An 18,899-nucleotide genomic window follows, 5' to 3' on the forward strand; every position below is an offset into this window, starting at 1 on the left:
CCCCGCGTTTCAAGATTGGACGGTCGCGGTTCCGAAAGCGCGCAGTTCCGGCCTTGCCGCGTCGCTTTTTAAAGGTCCGCTTCGCGATGCGTTTGAGGCATTCGCGGCCGATGTTCGATATGAAGGCGAGGACCTCGGTCGATCAACGATAGCGGAGTCTTTCGCTCCCTCTCCCTGTGGAGCGCAGTTTGCGCCAAGCGGGGGATTGCCAACTCACAATGCAATGTTATAACATTGCCACCGCTGCGTAACGTCGCCCCTGTCATCGATGGCGCATCGTGGCCTGACATCAGGCACGTCCACCCCTGAACCACAACAAGACAATGAACCGATCGCCGCTATCGCAGGCCGGTATGCTGCTGCTCGCCTGTACGCTTTGCTCCCGCGCAGTCGCTGCCGGTGGCGACGCCGCACTTGCCGGCACGGTGGCCGACGCCCAGGGCCACGTGCCCGCCCATGCCAGATCTCACTTCAGGACGCCAGCGGCAAAAGCGTCGCACGGACGACGGCTGACGCCAGCGGGCACTTCCGGCTCGACCACATCACGCCCGGAACCTACGCCGTCAAGGGGGAGGCCCCGGGCTACGGCACCGTCACCCGCGTCGCGACGGTGACGCCGGGACAGGTGCCCGAGCCGCTCGCCGTCGTGCTCCAGAAAGACACCACGCTCGATGTCACCGTCAACGTGCAGCGCCTTGACCGCGCCCGCAACGGTCTGCTGCCCGAGGTCGGTGCAAGCGTCTACCGCATCACGCAAGCCGACATCGACTCGTCGCCACAAGGCGCGAACACGCCGCTCAACCAGGTTCTGCTGCAGGCGCCCGGCGTCGCCAACGATTCATACGGTCAGCTTCACGTGCGCGGCGACCATGCGAACCTGCAGTACCGACTCAACGGCATCATCATTCCCGAACCGATCAGCGGTTTCGGGCAGTCGCTCGACACGCGGATCATCGATCAGGTGAATCTCGTGACGGGCGCGCTGCCGGCCCAGTACGGCTATCGCACGGCGGGCATCGTCGACATCCGCACCAAGTCCGGCGACGCCGGCAACGGCGGCACGATCGACGTATACGGCGGCAGTCACCAGACGATCCAGACGAGCGCCGACGTGTTCGGCTCGAGCGGCCCGTTCAGCTATTACTTCGCCGGTTCGCTCGGCCAGAACAATCTCGGCATCGAGGCGCCCACTTCGGACGGCAGCCCCCTGCACGATCACACGCGCCAGGGCAACGGTTTCGGTTACATGTCGTACCTGCTCAACCCGCTCACGCGCGTGACCGTGATGTTCGGCACTGCAAGCAACCAGTTCCAGATTCCGAATACGCCGGGGCTCGCGCCCGTCTACACATTGAACAGCCAGTCCACGTTCGACTCGGCGAACCTCAACGAGACCCAGTCGGAGCTGAACAACTTCGCGGTAGTGGCGCTGCAGGGCACCAACGGTGGCGCGCTCGACTATCAGGTGGCGCTCTTCACGCGATACACGCGCACCAAGTTCAATCCGGACCCGGTCGGCGACCTCATTTTCAACGGCGTCGCTTCCGAGGACTTCCACAGCAACCAGGCGAATGGCGTCCAGACCGATTTCACCTGGCGGCTCAATGATCACCACACGCTGCGTGCGGGTCTCCTGTTCCAGCAGGAACATGCCGTGTTCGACAACACCGTGGCCGTGTTTCCCGTCGACGCGAACGGAAATCAGACCTCCGACCAGCCGCTCACGATTCAGGATGCGAACAGCAAGTCAGGCTACCTGTACAGCGTCTATGCGCAGGACGAGTGGAAAATCACGCCGAAGCTGACACTCAACTATGGTCTGCGTTACGACCGCATGGACGAGTATGTGCAGGCCGGACAGCTAAGCCCGCGCGTCGGACTCGTGTACCAGCCGACCAACGCGACGACGCTGCACGCCGGATACGCGCGCTACTTCACGCCGCCCGCCTTCGAACTCGTGTCCGATTCGACGATCAGCAAGTTCAACGGCACGACCAATCAGAGCCCGACCTCGCAGAACGACCCGGTGAAGCCCGAACGCGCCGATTACTTTGACATCGGCGTCACCCAGCGCCTCACGTCTGCACTGACCGTAGGACTCGACGCGTATTACAAGCGCGCCAGCGATCTGCTCGACGAGGGGCAATTCGGCACCGCGCTCATCTTTACGCCGTTCAACTACCAGTACGGGCGCGTCTACGGCGTGGAGTTCACGTCGAGCTACCACCAGGACAATGTGACTGCGTATCTGAATGTCGCATACAGCCGGGCGCAGGGAAAGAACATCGAATCGGCGCAATTCAACTTCGGCGCCGACGAACTGGCCTACATCGCAAACCACCTGGTCTACCTCGATCACGATCAGCGCATTACCGCGTCGTTCGGTGGCAGCTACGCCCTGGGCCAGACGACTTTCACGACAGATGCGATCGTCGGTAGCGGCCTTCGCAGCGGCTTTGCGAACACCGGGCGCCTGCCATGGTATGCGCAGGTCAACCTCGGCGTGATCCAGCATTTCAGCGAGCCGCTGATCGGCAGGTTCGATGCGCGGCTCGTGCTGGTCAATGCCTTCGGCCGTGTTTACGAGCTGCGTGATGGATCCGGTATCGGCGTAGGCGCGCCACAGTATGGCCCGCAGCGAGCAATCTACGCCGGCCTTACCAAGCACTTCTGATTATTCCGGCACGAAGGAGCCAGTCATGAACGAATGGAAAGGTGTCGCCGAGGCGTTGAGGCTCGGCGGCTGGGTCATCTACCCGCTTAGCCTGCTGGCGATCGTCGCGCTCGCGATCACGTTCGACCGGGCTTACGTCTGCTGGCGCTACGCGCGTATGCCGCACAATGGCGCCGCGCATTCACTGCCGGGCGAGCACGTTTTACGGCGTGTGGACGTCCTGTTCGACCACGACAGCACGCCTGTCTGGCGTATCGAAGGGCAGATCGAAAAAGCCGCTTCGCAGATCGAGCGCGACATGAGCCGCGGTCTGTGGCTGCTCGAAACGATCGTCACCGCTGCGCCGCTGCTCGGACTGCTCGGCACGATCGTCGGCATGATGCATTCGTTCCGGCTGATCGGCGGCGATGGCGTCGTCAGTCCTTCGGGCGTGTCGGGTGGCGTCGCGCAGGCATTGGTCGCTACTGCCATCGGTCTCGTGATCGCACTGGTTGCGCTTTTTGCGTTCAACTATTTTTCGCGACGCGTGGATCGGCTCATGGAGGAGATCGAGACGTTCGCGAACGAGCGCCTTGGCGACCGGCGCCTCGCGCGCGAACGTGCGGGAGCGGTCTCATGAAGCTGCGGCGGGCGCGCATATCGCGACGTGGCCGCATCGAGATCATCCCGATGATCGACGTGATGTTCTTTCTGCTGGCCACGTTCATGCTCACGACACTGGCTATGCAGCGGCTCGACGCGGTCCATGTCGACCTGCCGCGGGGACAGGCGCAGCCGGTGCAGATTGAGCAGCCGCTCACCCTCTCCGTGAATCGCGCCAACCAGATATTTGTGAACCAGCGGCCCGTTCGGCTCGATGAAGTTCGCGCGGCGGTCACGAACCTGCTCCGAAAGGACGGCAATCTTGTCGTGGCCGCCGACGACGGCGCATCGCATGGCGTGGTTGTGCAAGCCATACTCGAAGCGCGCAAGGCCGGCGCCGAACACTTTCTCGTTGCCGTGCATCGTGAGTAGAGAATCGCTGCTATACGGCAACCGCAATGGGCGTCGCGTGATCGTTGCCGCAACGCTGGCAGCGATGGTCTGGTGGTTCTTCCTTTCCCACGTGCGCTGGCTCATTGGCTCCGGGCAACCCGCAGCGCCGCCGCAGGCGATCGAACTGCAGGTCGTGGAGTTGCCGCCCGCGCCACGCAGGAGCGAAACGCCCCAGGGCAACGTCCGGCGTGATGCCGTCACCGCGTCCCATGCCACGCCCCTTGCGCAACGGCAGCCGCAGGTGGCGCGTAGCAGCGCCGTGCATCAGGCCCCTCGCGTGCTGCCGCTGCCACGCCCCGCCCCCGACGCGCAGCAAGGCGCCACGGCCGCGCGGCAAGATGCGCCCATCACGCCAGCGTCGAAAGCGGCGCCGGCCCCAAGCGACGACATCGCGCAGCACGGCGCGCCATCTTCAGCCGCAGGCTCACCCGCGACCGTCAGCCAGCAGGCCCGGCTGCTCTCGCAACCGCTTCCGGAAGTCCCCGACGATCTTCGGGATCAGGCCTTTCAGGCGGTTGCCGTTGCACGCTTCGCTGTCCATGCAGACGGTACGTTCGATGTCGAACTGGTCAAGCCCACACAGAACCCGCGGCTGAATCAGATCCTGCTTGCCACGCTTGGGCAATGGCGTTTCTTCCCGGCAATCGAGAATGGACGGCCCGTCGAAAGTCATCAGGACGTTCGCGTGCACTTTAATGTGAATTGATACGCGAAACGCCGAGCCCGCTGACGGCAACGACGACGAGGCCACCGTTGCCATCAGAGGATCGCGGAAGCTGTCAACTCAGCTCCGCTAGTACTATATCCGTGATCTCGATTGCTTATGAGAATCGAATGGCCGACTGTGGCAACAGATTTTTCTCCGAAATGCGCATCTACAAAGTCACGCTAATGTTCGATCGCTGTCTGCGAATGGCGCGCCGGGCGCGGCATACGGAAGAATGTTCAGGAGCCCGACACGCGGCTAACAACCGCCCCGTCGAGTCGGCGTTCTCGTAGCTGGTGCCGCCGGATCGTGCGTCGAGAATTCCTCCAGCATCCAGTCGCGCAGCTTGCGCAGCGCCGCGCTCGTATCGAGGCGCTCCGGCGTGTAGCAGAGGAAGTGGCCCTGGTTGTCGACATCAACTGGTGCATTGACGGGCTGCACGAGCGTACCCGCATCGAGTGCTGCGCCAATCAGGAACGCCGGTACGAGCGCAAGGCCGAGTCCAGATTGCGCGGCCTGGATCAGCACTGCGTACTGCTCGAAGCGCGGTCCAGAGAACGCGTTCATGTGCGTGATTTCATATCTTTCCGACCATACAAGCCAGACGCTTTCTGCCTGCTCGTGCACAAGCCTTGGCGCGGCCGCGAGGTCGGCCGGCGTGCGCAATGTATGCTTCGCTGCGAATTCGGGCGAACAGACAGGCACAAAAGTGCGCCCCGCCAGATAGTCGCAGTTCACCCCATCCCAGCGGCCGTCGCCATAACGGATCGCTGCATCGAGTCCGAGTGGGAACGGATCGCCGTGCGCGAGATGGCGCCGGAAGCTCAGTGTGATGTTAGGCGCTGCCGTGAGGAACGACGTTAACCTCGGCACTAGCCACTTGGTAGTGAAGGTCGGCACACTGGCGATGGTCAGCAAGTCGCTGTCCTCGCGCACACTCAGCAATTCAAGCGAGGCGTTGCCGATCTCGCGCAGCGGGCCTGTGACGCGCGCGTGATAGACCTGTCCGGCACGCGTCAGGGACAGGTTGCGCCCCTCTCTCACGAACAGCTTCATTCCGAACAGCACCTCCAGATTCGCGATCTGCCGGCTCACCGCGCTCGGCGTCAGGCCTAGCTCGCGCGCCGCATACGAAAAATTCAGATGCTTGGCCGAGCTGGTGAACGCATGCAGTTCAGCGATGTTCGGATACAGATGTTTCATTGCGTGATATTCCAGATTCGCAAAGCACGATGCGGACTTTGTACTTTTTTTTCATGACGATGCCATGTCGGCAACGCACAATGACGCCCGTTACCGCAATTCCAAGTCATTGATTAGACGGGGTTTTGCGCTGTCTCCTCTGCTCACCACCGGATTCGCTGATGTCATCCTATGCTGCCGCGGCCAGCGCCGCTGGCGTTCCTGTTCGTCGTGGCAACCGTTCGCCATCGCCGGGCCGCATGCTGGTACGTGCCGTGGTGGTGCTGTTCGCGCTCTACCTGCTGCTTCCGATCGCGCTGCTGGTGATCGGCTCGATGGGTCAAAGCTGGACCAACACGCTGCTGCCAACCGGCCTGACCGGTCATTGGTACGCCGAACTGGCGGCCGACCGTAGCTTTCGCCGCGCGTTCGCGACAAGTCTCACGGTGGCACTCGCCTGCTGCGCGCTGAACGCACTGCTTGGTGTGCCGCTCGCCTATGCGCTGAACCACCGGGCAAGAGCCGGGCGCGGGCTCGTCGCCCGGCTCGTGATGCTGATGCCGATCGCCGTGCCGGCGCTCACACTCGGGTTCGGCTATATCGCCGTGTTCGGCGGCGACACGCTGCCCTGGCTCGGCATGCTGTGGCTGATGATCGCGGCGCATGCGGTGCTGACACTGCCCTACCTGCTGCAGACGCTACTCGCCGACTTGCGCCATCTCGATCTAGCCGCGCTCGAGGCCTGCGCGGCCACGCTCGGCGCCGCGCCCTCGCGCCAGTTCCTGACCGTGGTACTGCCGAACCTACGCCACAGCCTGTTCGCCGGCCTGGTGATGGTGGCGGCACTATCCATCGGCGAATTCCAGATTTCGAATCTGATCGCGGGCTTTCGCTACCGCAACTATCCGGTGCTGCTGCTACAGGCGTTCTATGGCGCATCGGGCTTTGCATGCGCGGCAACCGTCGTGCTGCTCGTGCTCGCCGTGGCGGCCACATTCGCCTCAATCACCACCGTGCAACGACTGAAGTAATGCCATGAGCCTCGAATTCGATACCGTCAGCTATACCTACCCGAGCGCTTCGCACGGCATCTCCGACATCTCGCTGAAGGCTACGCCGGGCGAACTGCTCGCCGTAATCGGCCAGAGCGGCTCGGGCAAGTCGACGCTGTTGCGGCTAACGGCGGGCCTGCTGACGGGCTATGCCGGTCGTATCGTGATTGGCGACCAGGATGTGGCTGAGCAGCCGGTCTGGAAGCGCGGTGTCGGCATGGTGTTCCAGCAATACGCGCTATTTCCGCACCTAAGTGTGACCGACAACGTCGCCTACGGTTTGAGGAGGCGTGGCATCGGCTTGGCCGAGAGGCGCCGCCAGGCGTTGGCAATGCTCGAGCGCGTCGGCCTGACGAGTCACGCCGGGCGACTTCCCACGCAACTGTCGGGTGGCCAGCAGCAGCGCGTCGCGCTGGCGCGGGCGCTCGTGATTGAGCCGCGCGTGCTGCTGCTCGACGAGCCGCTGGCGGCGCTCGACGCTGGTATTCGTCATCAACTGCGCGACGAGATCCGCACACTGCAACGCGCCTGTGGCGCGACCACTCTGCTTGTTACACACGACCAGGACGAAGCGCTCAGCATGGCCGACCGCGTCGCGATCGTTGACGGCGGCCGCGTGCTGCAGGTCGGTACACCGCGCGAACTCTACGAACAGCCGGTCTCGGCACGTGTCGCACGCTTCATCGGCCATTCGACGATCCTGCCCGGGCGCGTGGTCGCGACTGATCGCATCGATGTCGGCTTCACGACGCTGTGCGCCCCGTCCGGCTCGCTGCGCGAGGGCGAGGCCGTCGAGCTGTTGGTGCGCCCCGAGCACGTGCAAGCTGATCCCGATCAGGGGTGTGCAAACCGCATCCACGGTGCGTGTGGCGAGGTCCGTTATTTCGGCTCGACACATCGCTACGACTTCATCCCGCACGGCGCCACCACGCCCCTTCTTGGCGAGGGGCGCGAGGTGGCCGTGCACAGCATCGCGATTGATCCGTGCCATCTGCGCGTTTTGCCGGCCACGGTGCGCGAATGAACGCTCATCGACACCGCACCCTCGGCTGGATCGTAGCTGGACCTGTTCGCATGACTGATCAACACACACTCGCCCGCCTCGGCGGACACCCACACGCATTACGGAGAACTACGATGTTTGCAGGTCCCACCCTGATTCAACGCATGCGCGCGACTGCGCTCGCGTTCGGCACGCTCGTCGCCTGCGCGGCCCATGCCGCGCTACCGGCGCCGCTTTATCCCGGCGAGGACACGCTCTATGAGAAGGCTGCCGACGAAGGTATGGTAGCCTCGTTTGACACGGGTCCCGAGTGGGCCAACTGGAAAGCTCTGTTCGCCGAATTCCGCAAGCGCTATCCGAAGGTCGAGATCACCTACAACAACGACATCGGTTCGGCCGCCACCGTGGTCACGCTCGACAAGTCGCGCCGTCGCCCGCAGGCCGACACGGCTTATTACTTCGCCGCCTCGGCTCTCGACGCGACGGCCAGGGACGTGGTCGCGCCGTTCAAGCCGCTCAACTTCGACAAACTGCCGCCGGTGTTCCGCGATCCCGGCGCCCGCTGGTTCACGGTGCATTCGCTGAACGTTGCCTTCCTCGTCAACCGTAAGCTGGTGAAGGACGTGCCGAAGCGCTGGTCCGATCTGCTGAAGCCCGAATACAAGAACGCAGTAGTCTATCTTGACCCGCGCTCAACCGGCCAGGGGCAGGTGGACGTGTTCGCCGCCGCCTACGCGATGGGCGGCAGCGTCGACGATCCGAAGCCCGGCGCGGATTTCTTCGGCAAGCTGAAGACGGCCGGCAATGTCCTGCGCGTGGAGGGCACCACGCCCTATGCGAAGTTCGTGAAGGGGGAGATCCCGGTCCTGATCGGCTATGAGAACGACGGCCTGAAGGCCAAGTACACGGACGGCATGGGCGACGCCGCCGAGGTGGTGATTCCGCAGGATGGCAGCGTGTCGGCGCCGTATGCGATGAGCCTGGTCAAGAATGCGCCCAATCCGTCGGCAGCCCAACTCTGGCTCAACTTTGTGATGAGCGATGCGGGGCAAGCGCTGTTCGCACAGGGTTATGTGCGGCCTGCCGTGCCGGGCTTGACGCTGGCGCCGGAGATCGCCGCCAAGATGCCGAACGCGCCGCAGGTGCACCCGCTCGACGTGGCCAAGGCGGCCGCGAAGAAGGCGCAGGTCGACCAGCTGTGGTCGCAGGCTACGCTCGGGCAGTGAATCCAGTGATCACCGGTAACGATCAGGGACGCCCGCGATGACACGGAGCTCGACTCTCGCCACCCGCGACGCGGGGCTGCTGCGCCGCTTTGGCGCGTTGCCGGCCGGCTTGCTGTTCGCAATCGCATTCGCGCTGCCGCTCGCGGCTCTGGTCGGCGCCGCTTTCGACGGCGGCGGCCGCGCGTTTGCCTCCGTGTTCGGTGATCCGCTGGTGGCCGATGCGATCGGCCGCTCGCTGGGCCTGGCGGCCGCCACCGGCACGCTGTCGACGGCGATCGGCATGGTTCTGGCAATGGCGCTGGCCGGGCAGTCGCCGGCGAGGCGGCGACTCTCGCTCGCCGTGCTTGGCGTGCCGCTCGCCTTCTCGGGCCTGGTGATCGCCTACGGCTTCATCCTGAGCTTCGGCCGCGCCGGCTTCGTGACGATGCTGCTCGCCAAGCTCGGCGCGAATCCGGCGCAGATCGGAGGCCTGATCTATACCAGCGCGGGCCTGGCGATCGCCTACGCGTACTACCTGATCCCGCGCGTCGCGCTGATGCTCTACCCGGCCTTTGCCAACTTCGACCGGCGGCCGCTCGATGCGGCGCTCACGCTCGGTGCGCGGCCGTGGCGCGCCTGGCTCGACGTGGCCTGGCGCGAGCTGTGGCCGTCGGTGGCTGCGGCTTGGTGCCTCGTCGCAGCGATCGCGCTCGGTACCTACGGTACCGCCATCGCTCTGGCCGGCACGCAGATCAACATTCTGCCGCTTTTGCTGTATCTGAAACTGTCCGATGGGCAAACCGATTTCTCGCAGGCAGCCGTACTGTCGATCGTACTGACAGCGCTTTGCACCTGCGTTCTTGCAATGGGGGAATGGATTGTCAGACCAAGGCAACACTGAACATGAGCGGCTCGTCGCGGTTGCACTCGCCGATCTCGCGGAGCGTCAGCGCTGCGCGAATCGGCACCTGATGCCGGTTGGCGTGATCGGCCCGAGAGCGGCCACTGAGGAACAACTGCGGACAGCTGAATCGATCGCGCACGCGCTCGCAAAAGCGGGCATCGCGATCGTCGGCGGCGGTAAGGGTGGCGTAATGGAAGCGGCCGCTCGCGGAGCTTTCCGCGCTGACGGCATCGCGATCGGCCTACTGCCCGAGGACGACGCTGAAGGCGCAAACCCGTACCTGAGCGTCGCGCTGCCGACGGGGCTCGGCATAACACGCAATGCGTTGATCGCGCGTTCATCGCTGTGCCTCGTGGCGGTGGGCGGCGGGCTAGGCACACTGTCCGAGATCGCGCTCGGTTTGCAATGGGGCAAACCGGTATTCGCGGTATGCGACGCGCCGCAGGTGGCGGGCGTCGAGACGTTCGATTCGGCAGACGAGCTGCTCCTCCGCGCGGCGCGCTGGCTGACCACGCTCGCCTGAACGGGGAAGGCGAAGCCGCGACATTTTTCGTTTTTTCAACACAAAATAGGATTACTAATGATGAAAAAGACCATCGTCGCCTCGTGCATGCTGGGCGGTGTCTGCGTGGGCGCCCATGCACAAAGCAGCGTGACGTTGTACGGCGTTGCCGACAACGGCCTCGCATGGCAGAACAGCGCGACTTCGTTGGGCTCAACTTCGGGCGGCCATTCTCTCGTCAAGATGACTGCGGGCGTGTGGGCTGGTAGCCGGTTCGGCCTTAAAGGCAGCGAGGATCTCGGGAGCGGTACCAAGGCTATCTTTACGCTGGAAGCGGGGTTCAACAGCACGAATGGCACTTCGCAGTTCACGGGGGGAATGTTCACTCGGCAATCGTGGGTTGGTGTGACCAGCGACCGTTACGGCACACTGACTGCTGGACGCCAGTACACCGCCTACTACAACATGCTGGCGCCTTGGAGCCCGACCACTTGGCTGACCGGGTATTTCGGTGCGCACCCGGGCGATATCGATTCGCTTGACAACATATATCGCGCCAGTAACTCGCTCGTCTACCAGTCGCCGACACTGGGCGGCTTCACGTTCGTTGGGATGGATGAAGCGATTCCCTATGGTGTGACGAGGCGCCGAAATCAGTAAGGGCCTCGAGATTCCGGGCTAGCCGCAGATGCGTAGATCCGTACCAAAACCAAACCGCAAATTGTCGTTTGCGCAGGTCAGCGTTAAAAATACAAAGGCCGAGATGCGACTGATGAACTAGATGTGCCAGTGCGGTACGAAACTTCGATTTATTGAAAAACCCCTTCGCGGGTGTCCAAAGAGGCTTGACCACTACAGTGCGCTTTTTCGCGCGTTCAAAGCACCCATAAAAAAGGGCGGCCTTTTTTGTACGTCCATACCTATCACCCCCATTGTCAGTAGTGACTTCTACCATATCGTTAAATTACGATATATGATTCGGGTTGTAGCGATGCAGCCGCAACGGCGCTAACCGGCGCCCTCGCCTGCCTGTTGTTGTTGATCACCCTGAAACTCACCAAATGACGCTCGACATCGACGCGATTCACAAAGCGCTTGCCAACCCGGTCCGCCGGGAGATTCTCAGCAGGCTGCGCGAGCCGTACGCGCATTTCGGCGATCAGGAACTGCCGCTCGATTACGGCGTGTGCGCTGGCAAGATCGAGGGACAGTGCGGCTTGTCGCAGTCCACCGTGTCGGCCCACCTGGCGGCTTTGCAGCGCGCGGGGCTGGTCACGTCGAAGCGGGTGGGTCAATGGGTGTTCTTCAAGCGCAACGAAGCCGCCATCCAAGCGTTCCTCGAGCACATCAACACCAAGCTGTAGGCGCCGCGATTTGCATGCCGCGCTTCTTTCATCAAGCAGTTTTTTCCGGCTCGGGCCGCACGCCCTCGGCCAAAGGTGAACTCATATGCCGACTCTTTTCGATCCGCTGCAAATTGGCGACATCACGCTGTCGAACCGCATCATCATGGCGCCGCTCACGCGCCAGCGCGCCGAAGAAATCCGCGTGCCGAACGCGCTAATGGCGAAGTACTACGCTGAACGCGCGAGCGCCGGCCTGATCATCAGCGAAGCGACCTCGGTCACGCCGCAAGGTGTCGGTTATGCCGAGACGCCGGGCATCTGGTCGCAGGAGCAGGTCGAAGGCTGGAAACTCGTCACGAGCGCCGTGCACGCCGCCGACGGCAAGATCTTTCTGCAGTTGTGGCACGTGGGCCGTATTTCGGACCCGCTGTTTCTAAACGGCGAACTGCCCGTCGCGCCGAGCGCGATCGCGGCACGTGGCAACGTGAGCCTCGTGCGCCCGGAGCGTCCCTATGTGACGCCGCGCGCGCTCGAACTCGATGAAATCGCCGGCGTGGTCGAAGCCTTCCGCAAAGGCGCGGAAAACGCCAAGGCAGCCGGTTTCGACGGCGTCGAAATACACGGCGCCAACGGCTATCTGCTCGACCAGTTCCTGCAGGACAGCACGAACCAGCGTACCGACGCATACGGCGGCCCGATCGAAAACCGCGCGCGTCTGCTGCTCGAAATCACCGACGCATGTATCGGCGTGTGGGGCGCGAACCGCGTCGGCGTGCACCTCGCACCGCGCCGCGACGCGCACGCGATGGGCGATTCCGACCCGGCCGGCACGTTCGGCTACGTGGCCCGCGAACTCGGCAAGCGCAAGATCGCGTTCATCGCCGCACGTGAAGCGCTCGGCAACGACCGTCTCGGCCCGCAACTGAAGAAAGCCTTCGGCGGCCCGTACATCGCAAACGAAAAGTTCACCAAGGAAACCGCGCAGCAAGTGCTCGACGCGGGCGAAGCGGACGCGGTGGCGTGGGGTCAACTGTTCATCGCGAATCCGGATCTGGTGCGTCGCTTTGCGACGAATGCGCCGTTGAACAAGCCGAATCCGGCGACGTACTACGCACGCGGTGAAACCGGCTACGTCGACTATCCCACGCTGGAAACCGTGGAATAAGGCTTGCCACAGGCTGAAAAAAGCCGAAGCCAGGCGGAGCGTTGGCGGAGGTAAGCTGCTGAACCGAAAAGCAGCCAATGCGTGGCATGTGCGCCGAAAAACGCGCGGCGGGCGAGACTCGAACGGATACGTTCCGGTCATACCCGCCGCGTTTTTTTATGGCTCGACACCCGAGCCGGGACATCACACATCACGCAAGATCACGCCGCATGAACACCCGTTTCGATTCGTCGAGTCCTCGCGCGATATGCGCGTCGCGCCGCGCGATCAAGGCCGCGTCGAGGTCGGCCTCGTCGATATCGCGAAACCCGAGCCGCCGATAATACGGCGCGTTCCACGGCACCTCGCGAAACGTCGACAGAATCAGTTGCGTGAGCCGTCGCGTGCGCGCAAGGTGCGCGACCTGCTCGATCAGTGCGGCACCGATACGTTGCCCCGCGTGCGAGGTGAGCACATCGAGTTCCTGCACGTAGATGCGCGTGGGTTGCGGCTCGAACATCACGAAACCGGCGCACGTTTCATCGGCGGCCACGGCAACGATGATTTCCCGCGCCGCGATCTTGCGCTCGACGATTTCCAGATCCATCGGCGGTGCATCGGCGATACCCGCCATATCGACGCTGAGAAAGCGCTGTCCCGCCTCGAATTCGATCGCGCGGATCGCATCGGCGTCGTGCAGTTCGGCAAGCCGGAAGGTGATACGGGCAGCGTGTTGCATGGGCGTTCCGGGAGTTTCGTGCTGGTGGTTATTCTCGATGACACGCCCCGATATTGACATCACCTCCGAGAAATAGACAAGTCAGCGCGCCGCCGCGGGACTAAACTCCTGAAGATCCAAATTCCCCTCCGACCCAAAATGGATCTGATGCATGTGCTGCAGGTCGCCCTGCACTTCGACCAGCACCTGAGCGGCCTGATCGTGCAATACGGCACCGCCGTCTACGCAATGCTGTTTCTCGTCGTATTCGTCGAGATCGGTTTCTTGCCGCTGTTCTTCCTGCCCGGCGATCCGCTGATTTTCATTTGCGGCGGACTCGCGGCTACCGGCGCGCTGAATGTCTGGCTCGTGATTCCAGTGCTGTTTGCCGCAACGGTGGCCGGCAGCATCGTCGACTACGCGATCGGGCGGGCGATCGGAGAAAAAGTCTATACCGCCGACTATCGCTGGCTCGACAAGAACGCGCTGCGCAAGGCGCACGCGTTTTACGAAGCGCGCGGCGGACTGACCTTCCTGCTGTCGCCGTTCATCGCCGTGGTGCGCACCTTCGCACCGTTCGTCGCAGGCGTTTCGCGCATGACGTTCGCGCGTTTCGTGTCGTTCGTCACCGCGGGCGCGGCGTTGTGGATCGTGTCGCTGGTGGCGGCGGGCTATCTGTTCGGCAACGTGCCGCTGGTGCGCGATCACATGAGTTCGATCGTACTGTTGGGCGTCGCGCTCGGTGTCGGCTCGCTGCTCATGAGCGCCGTGTGGCGTTTCGTCAACCGGCGCCTGCGCGCGCACTGAAGGTCGTGGAGATCGTCATGACGCTGTCTGCCTTGCTCGTTTTCGCCCTCGCGCTGATCGTCGCGGCCGGCACGCCGGGACCGAGTGTCGCCGCGCTGGTCGCACGCGTGCTGACTAACGGCTTTCGCGACGTGCTGCCCTTTCTCGCCGCCATGTGGATCGGCGAGGCGCTTTGGCTCACCTGCGCGGTCGCGGGCCTGGCGGTGATCGCGCGCAGTTTCGGCATGGTGTTCGTGGTGCTCAAATTCATCGGCGTGGCGTATCTGCTGTTTCTCGCCTGGAAGATGTGGCGCGCGCCGGCCGACGTGCAAGGCAGCGACCTGCCGAGCGGCCAGTCGCCGTGGCGTATGTTCATGGCGGGCCTGTTCGTCACGCTCGGCAATCCGAAGATCATGATGTTTTACCTCGCGCTGTTGCCGACCATGGTCGACGTGTCGCGCATCGGCACCGTCGCGTGGTTCGAACTCACGCTCACCATGCTGATCGTGCTGATGACCGTCGACTTCGGCTGGGCGCTGCTCGCCACGCGTGCGCGCAAGCTGCTCACCACCCGGCGCGCCGTGAAGATCGCCAACCGCGCGAGCGCAACGATGATGGCGGGCGTCGCGGCGGCAATCGCCACGCGCTGAAACTTTCCTCGCCTGGACGTCCTCGCGCTCCTCAGCCCGTCGATCCGGACGCTTGCACCGCGGTTCGCAGTGAAGCCAGCAACACCTGCCACCATTCGCCGTGCCGCAGCAGAAACACGCGATCGGGGAAATGGTGACGCGCCACATGGTCCTGAGGCACGCTATCCCAACCACGATGTTCGACGGTCACCCGCGTTTCGTCGCCCACCGCTTCGAAACGCACCTCGACATGCGTGTGCTGCGCGTCGCCGAAACTGGCCTGACGCCAGCCGAAGGCAAGACGCTCGCCCGGCTCCCAAACGGTCACGCGACCGATCTCGAAGACGCTGCCGTCCGCCTGCGTCTCAACCAGGCGGCGTTGCCCGCCCGCTGGCTCAGCCAGTTCGAACGACAACACGCCGGCGCTTTGCGGCGTGAACTGAAACAGCTGATTGGGCCGCCACCATGCGGCAATCTCGCGCGTAAAAACATCGAACGCGCGTTGCGGCGAGGAGGCCACGCGCAACGACACCTGCACGCGCGAACTCATCCCTGGGCCTCCAGATGCGCCTTGAACGACAGCAATTGTCCGGTCCACATGGCCTCGGTCTGTTCGAGCCACGCCTTCAGTTCGCTCATCGGCGTCGAGCGCAACACGTAAAGCCGCACACGCGCGTCGACACCGTCATGCGATTCCTCGATCAGTTGGCTCGAGCGCAGCACACGCAAGTGCCGACTCATCGCTTGAGGCGACAGTCCGGTGGCTTGCGCGAGTTCGCCGGCGCGCATCGGCTGACGGCTGAGCAGATCGACCACCTGACGCCGGTTCGGATCGGCCAGCGCGGCCAATGTGCGGTCGAGCGAGGCGGCGGCAGGCAGGGCCATGTGTTACACCCATCCTTCGATCTTCAGGCCGCTGACGCGCTCGGCTTCCTCGCGCGACACGGTGCGAACCGTCTGGCCGAAGCTCCACACATGCCCCTCCGGATCGCGGACCGCGTAGACGCGGTCGCCGTAAAACTGATCTTCCGGCTCGCGCGTGACTACCGCGCCCGCGGCGCGCGCCCGGGCGCAATGTTCGTCGATGCCGTCACGCAATTGCACGTGCACCGACTGCGTGTTCTTGCCGCCAATCGACGCCGGGCTGGCCGCGTTTTCCGACCATTCACGGCAGATCATCACGTAGCCGTCGCCGAAACGCATTTCCGAGTGGCCCAACTGGCCGTCGTGGTCTACGACGACCAACTGGCGCTCGAAGCCGAACGCCCGCTCGAGCCAGTCGAGCGCGGCAAAGGGATCCTTGTAGTACACCGCGGATCCCAATGAAGGACGATGAAGCGGCTCGCTCATGACTGCCTCCTTATTAAACGTCATGGTTGATATTTAACACTATAGTTAAACAAATTGACAAAGCAAGGACGACTTGAATACCTCCCTCGCCTTGACCTCAACCATATACGAAGGTAACCTTAGCAGGTAACCTTCACATTCGTCATGGCATAAGCATGAGTATGAGCAAGAGCGACCTACCGCCCGACACCGAAGCCCTGCACGCCATGGCGGAAGACTTACGCGTGCTGGTCGGCAAATTGCGCCGCCGTTTGCGCGAAGAATCGCATCTGGGCGATTTCACCCCTTCACAGGTGCAGGTCCTCGGTTTGCTGGAGCGCGAAGGTCCGGCAACGGTCACCGCGCTCGCGCGTGCTCACGGCATGCGTCCGCAGTCCATGGGGGAGACGCTTTCGGTTCTGAAAGCGGCCGGGCTCGTCAGCGGCGCGCCCGATCCGAATGACGGACGGCAGACGGTCCTCTCCCTCACACCCGCCTTTCGCAAGAAAATCAAGGCAAGCCGCGCGGCGCGCGAAGACTGGTTGTTCCGCACCATCCAGACGCGCTTCTCGGCGGCCGAGCAACGACAACTCGCAACCGGCGTGGACTTACTCAAACGCCTCATCGACTCGTAACTTTCAGGAGCCACTCATGGCACTCACCACGCTCGACGCAAAAACCGCACTGATCGTCATCGATTTGCAACAAGGCATTGTTGCGCTGCCCACCGCGCATCCCACCGGCGAAGTCGTCAAGCGCTCGGCTGCCGTCGCCGACGCGTTTCGCCGCCATGGTCTGCCCGTGGTGCTCGTCAACGTGACCGGCGGTGCGCCGGGCCGCGCGGAACAGGCGCGCCCATCCGGCGACTTCCCCGCCGGCTTCGCGGACCTCGTGCCCGAGATCAACGCGCAGCCGTCGGATCATCGGGTCACCAAGCGCACCTGGGGCGCATTCACGAACACCGATCTCGAAGCCTATCTGCGCGAGCAAGGCGTCACGCAAGTGGTGCTGGTGGGCGTGGCAACCAGCATCGGCGTCGAATCCACCGCGCGCTACGCCAACGAACTCGGCTTCAACGTCACGCTGGTCGTCGACGCCATGACCGATCTCCATGCGGACGCTCACACCAACAGCATCACGCGCATCTTCCCGCGTATCGGCGAGACCGGCACGACGCAGGAACTGCTCGCGTTGCTCGAGCGCTCGCGCGCATGATGTCAGGTTCGACCATCTATCGAAACCCGCGCGCCGGGCAAACCTCGCACAGGGAAACAGTCCGGTGACAGGCACTTTCCGTTCGCTGCGCAATTTCAATTACCGGGTCTGGGCGAGCGGCGCGATCGTCTCCAACATCGGCACTTGGATGCAGCGCACGGCGCAGGACTGGCTCGTCCTCACGGAACTCACCCAGCACAATGCGACTTCGGTGGGGATCGTCATGTCGCTGCAGTTCGGGCCGCAATTGCTGCTGTTGCCGCTCACCGGTTATGCGGCCGATCACTTCGACCGCCGCAAGCTGCTGTTCGCCACCCAGGCGGCCATGGGTGCTTGCGCACTGGGCCTAGGCATTCTCACCGTCACCGGGCTCGTGCAGTTGTGGCACGTCTATGTGTTCGCGGGGCTGCTCGGCTGCGTCACCGCGTTCGACTCGCCGGTGCGCCAGACCTTCGTGTCCGATCTGGTTGGCGAAGCGGATCTGTCGAACGCCGTCGGACTGAACTCCACTTCGTTCAACATGGCGCGCATGGTCGGGCCCGCGGTCGCCGGATTGCTGATCGCCTCGGTCGGCACCGGCTGGGTGTTTCTTATCAACGCACTGTCTTTCGTCGCCGTGCTCGGATCGCTGCGCATGCTGCGGCTGAACGAACTGCATCTGAGACCGCACGCGGCGCGCTCGCGCGGCAGTTTCATCGACGGCTTCAAGTATGTCTGGAAGCGTCCCGATCTGGTGGCCGCGCTGTTGATGCTGTTCCTGATCGGCACGTTCGGTCTGAACTTCCCGATCTTCATTTCGACGATGTCGGTCACGGCGTTTCATGCGGGCGCCGGCGAATACGGCGTGTTGAGTTCGACCATGGCGATCGGCTCCGTCACCGGCGCGCTGCTCGCCGCGCGCCGCGCGAAACCGCGCATGGCGCTGCTGCTCGGCTCGGCGGCCATGTTCGGGGTAGGCTGCACGGTAGCCTCGCTGATGCCGAGCACCCTGTCATTCGGCCTGATGCTCATCGCGATCGGCGTTTCGACGCAGACCTTCTCGACGTCCACCAACAGTCTCGTACAGGTCACCACCGAGCCTGCCATGCGCGGCCGCGTGATCGCGATTCTGCTGGCTATTTTAATGGGCGGTACGCCGCTCGGCGCGCCGGTCGTCGGCTGGGTCGCGGACCGTTTCGGCCCGCGCTGGGCGCTCGGGGTAGGCGCGGCTTCGGGATTCGCGGCGGCGCTCGTCGGCTTGCTTTATTTCGTGAAGTACCGCCAGTTGCGCGTGTATATCGAAGCGGGGCGTCTGCGCTACAGCGTCGACGATCTGCGGCAGGCGCCTGCTTATGTCAGCCCTGCCGCCGCAGTGCAAAACGCTGTGTTGAGCGAAGCGGAAGAAGATTCGTCTGCGGGCGTTTAAGTGGCCGCTGCAGCGTGCAGATACGAAAAAGCCGCGCCTGAATTGTCAGGCGCGGCTTTTTCAT

Annotated in this window: 20 protein-coding genes and 2 pseudogenes; 17 read left to right on the forward strand and 5 right to left on the reverse strand. The window is 63.5% G+C overall.

Annotated features, from left to right (window positions below):
* Window positions 1-353: 353 nt before the first annotated feature.
* The 4 genes and pseudogenes from B0G81_RS13775 (at window position 354) to B0G81_RS13790 (ending at window position 4,415) form a co-directional block, all read left to right on the forward strand.
* Window positions 354-2,674 (forward strand): annotated as a pseudogene (locus tag B0G81_RS13775) (TonB-dependent receptor).
* Between the two features lie 25 nt (window positions 2,675-2,699).
* Window positions 2,700-3,293, forward strand: a complete 594-nt coding sequence (locus B0G81_RS13780; protein ID WP_134136321.1) for a MotA/TolQ/ExbB proton channel family protein — start codon at window positions 2,700-2,702, stop codon at window positions 3,291-3,293.
* Window positions 3,290-3,688, forward strand: a complete 399-nt coding sequence (locus tag B0G81_RS13785) for a biopolymer transporter ExbD (protein ID WP_134136325.1) — start codon at window positions 3,290-3,292, stop codon at window positions 3,686-3,688. The genes B0G81_RS13780 and B0G81_RS13785 overlap by 4 nt, the downstream gene beginning before the upstream one ends.
* Window positions 3,681-4,415, forward strand: a complete 735-nt coding sequence (locus B0G81_RS13790; RefSeq protein WP_243856439.1) for an energy transducer TonB — start codon at window positions 3,681-3,683, stop codon at window positions 4,413-4,415. Before B0G81_RS13785 ends, B0G81_RS13790 begins: the two co-directional genes overlap by 8 nt.
* A gap of 258 nt (window positions 4,416-4,673) precedes the next feature.
* Here the strand turns inward: B0G81_RS13790 and B0G81_RS13795 are convergent, their stop codons facing one another.
* On the reverse strand, window positions 4,674-5,618 hold the full coding sequence (locus tag B0G81_RS13795; protein ID WP_134136327.1) for a LysR substrate-binding domain-containing protein: 945 nt from the start codon (window positions 5,616-5,618) through the stop codon (window positions 4,674-4,676).
* Window positions 5,619-5,779: 161 nt separating this feature from the next.
* Between B0G81_RS13795 and B0G81_RS13800 the strand changes: the two genes are divergently transcribed.
* From B0G81_RS13800 to B0G81_RS13835, 8 genes and pseudogenes are all read left to right on the forward strand, one after another.
* Complete coding sequence (locus tag B0G81_RS13800; RefSeq protein ID WP_134136331.1) at window positions 5,780-6,628, forward strand: ABC transporter permease subunit; 849 nt, start codon at window positions 5,780-5,782, stop codon at window positions 6,626-6,628.
* A 4-nt stretch (window positions 6,629-6,632) separates the two neighbouring features.
* Window positions 6,633-7,673, forward strand: a complete 1,041-nt coding sequence (locus B0G81_RS13805) for an ABC transporter ATP-binding protein (protein ID WP_134136335.1) — start codon at window positions 6,633-6,635, stop codon at window positions 7,671-7,673.
* A 113-nt stretch (window positions 7,674-7,786) separates the two neighbouring features.
* Window positions 7,787-8,878, forward strand: a complete 1,092-nt coding sequence (locus B0G81_RS13810; protein ID WP_134136346.1) for an extracellular solute-binding protein — start codon at window positions 7,787-7,789, stop codon at window positions 8,876-8,878.
* A gap of 37 nt (window positions 8,879-8,915) precedes the next feature.
* Window positions 8,916-9,758: an ABC transporter permease subunit gene (locus tag B0G81_RS13815; protein ID WP_134136350.1), complete on the forward strand. Its 843-nt coding sequence runs from the start codon at window positions 8,916-8,918 to the stop codon at window positions 9,756-9,758.
* A gap of 70 nt (window positions 9,759-9,828) precedes the next feature.
* Window positions 9,829-10,284, forward strand: a complete 456-nt coding sequence (locus tag B0G81_RS13820) for a TIGR00725 family protein (protein WP_134143107.1) — start codon at window positions 9,829-9,831, stop codon at window positions 10,282-10,284.
* 57 nt (window positions 10,285-10,341) lie between these two features.
* Window positions 10,342-10,875 (forward strand): annotated as a pseudogene (locus B0G81_RS13825) (porin); the annotation flags it as partial.
* 449 nt (window positions 10,876-11,324) lie between these two features.
* Window positions 11,325-11,627 (forward strand): metalloregulator ArsR/SmtB family transcription factor, encoded by a 303-nt coding sequence (locus B0G81_RS13830; RefSeq protein ID WP_106284670.1) that lies wholly within the window; start codon window positions 11,325-11,327, stop codon window positions 11,625-11,627.
* A gap of 85 nt (window positions 11,628-11,712) precedes the next feature.
* Window positions 11,713-12,774, forward strand: a complete 1,062-nt coding sequence (locus tag B0G81_RS13835) for an alkene reductase (protein WP_134136354.1) — start codon at window positions 11,713-11,715, stop codon at window positions 12,772-12,774.
* A gap of 190 nt (window positions 12,775-12,964) precedes the next feature.
* Here the strand turns inward: B0G81_RS13835 and B0G81_RS13840 are convergent, their stop codons facing one another.
* A complete protein-coding gene (locus B0G81_RS13840) occupies window positions 12,965-13,492 on the reverse strand; it encodes a GNAT family N-acetyltransferase (protein WP_134136359.1) in 528 nt (175 codons plus the stop codon).
* Window positions 13,493-13,630: 138 nt separating this feature from the next.
* Between B0G81_RS13840 and B0G81_RS13845 the strand changes: the two genes are divergently transcribed.
* Window positions 13,631-14,278 (forward strand): VTT domain-containing protein, encoded by a 648-nt coding sequence (locus B0G81_RS13845; protein WP_116121868.1) that lies wholly within the window; start codon window positions 13,631-13,633, stop codon window positions 14,276-14,278.
* A 17-nt stretch (window positions 14,279-14,295) separates the two neighbouring features.
* Window positions 14,296-14,907 (forward strand): LysE family translocator, encoded by a 612-nt coding sequence (locus B0G81_RS13850; RefSeq protein ID WP_116121869.1) that lies wholly within the window; start codon window positions 14,296-14,298, stop codon window positions 14,905-14,907.
* A 31-nt stretch (window positions 14,908-14,938) separates the two neighbouring features.
* On the opposite strand, the gene B0G81_RS13855 is transcribed toward B0G81_RS13850, so the two are convergent.
* From B0G81_RS13855 to B0G81_RS13865, 3 genes are read right to left on the reverse strand one after another with little or no spacing between them, the layout of a single operon-like run.
* Complete coding sequence (locus B0G81_RS13855; protein ID WP_134136364.1) at window positions 14,939-15,436, reverse strand: SRPBCC family protein; 498 nt, start codon at window positions 15,434-15,436, stop codon at window positions 14,939-14,941.
* Complete coding sequence (locus B0G81_RS13860; protein WP_116121871.1) at window positions 15,433-15,771, reverse strand: metalloregulator ArsR/SmtB family transcription factor; 339 nt, start codon at window positions 15,769-15,771, stop codon at window positions 15,433-15,435. Before B0G81_RS13860 ends, B0G81_RS13855 begins: the two co-directional genes overlap by 4 nt.
* 3 nt (window positions 15,772-15,774) lie before the next feature.
* Window positions 15,775-16,236 carry a VOC family protein gene (locus B0G81_RS13865; protein ID WP_134136368.1) on the reverse strand — a complete coding sequence of 154 codons (462 nt, stop codon included), beginning with the start codon at window positions 16,234-16,236 and terminating at the stop codon, window positions 15,775-15,777.
* A 161-nt stretch (window positions 16,237-16,397) separates the two neighbouring features.
* Between B0G81_RS13865 and B0G81_RS13870 the strand changes: the two genes are divergently transcribed.
* The 3 genes from B0G81_RS13870 to B0G81_RS13880 all read left to right on the forward strand — a co-directional run bounded on the left by B0G81_RS13870 (window position 16,398) and on the right by B0G81_RS13880 (window position 18,835).
* A complete protein-coding gene (locus B0G81_RS13870) occupies window positions 16,398-16,850 on the forward strand; it encodes a MarR family transcriptional regulator (RefSeq protein WP_106284662.1) in 453 nt (150 codons plus the stop codon).
* A gap of 16 nt (window positions 16,851-16,866) precedes the next feature.
* Window positions 16,867-17,430 carry an isochorismatase family protein gene (locus tag B0G81_RS13875; RefSeq protein ID WP_106284661.1) on the forward strand — a complete coding sequence of 188 codons (564 nt, stop codon included), beginning with the start codon at window positions 16,867-16,869 and terminating at the stop codon, window positions 17,428-17,430.
* Between the two features lie 64 nt (window positions 17,431-17,494).
* Entirely contained in the window at window positions 17,495-18,835 is a 1,341-nt protein-coding gene (locus B0G81_RS13880; RefSeq protein WP_134136371.1) for an MFS transporter, read from the forward strand.
* Window positions 18,836-18,899 lie beyond the last annotated feature (64 nt).

Origin of the sequence: Paraburkholderia sp. BL6665CI2N2, assembly GCF_004366535.1 — a bacterium.
GTDB lineage: Bacteria > Pseudomonadota > Gammaproteobacteria > Burkholderiales > Burkholderiaceae > Paraburkholderia.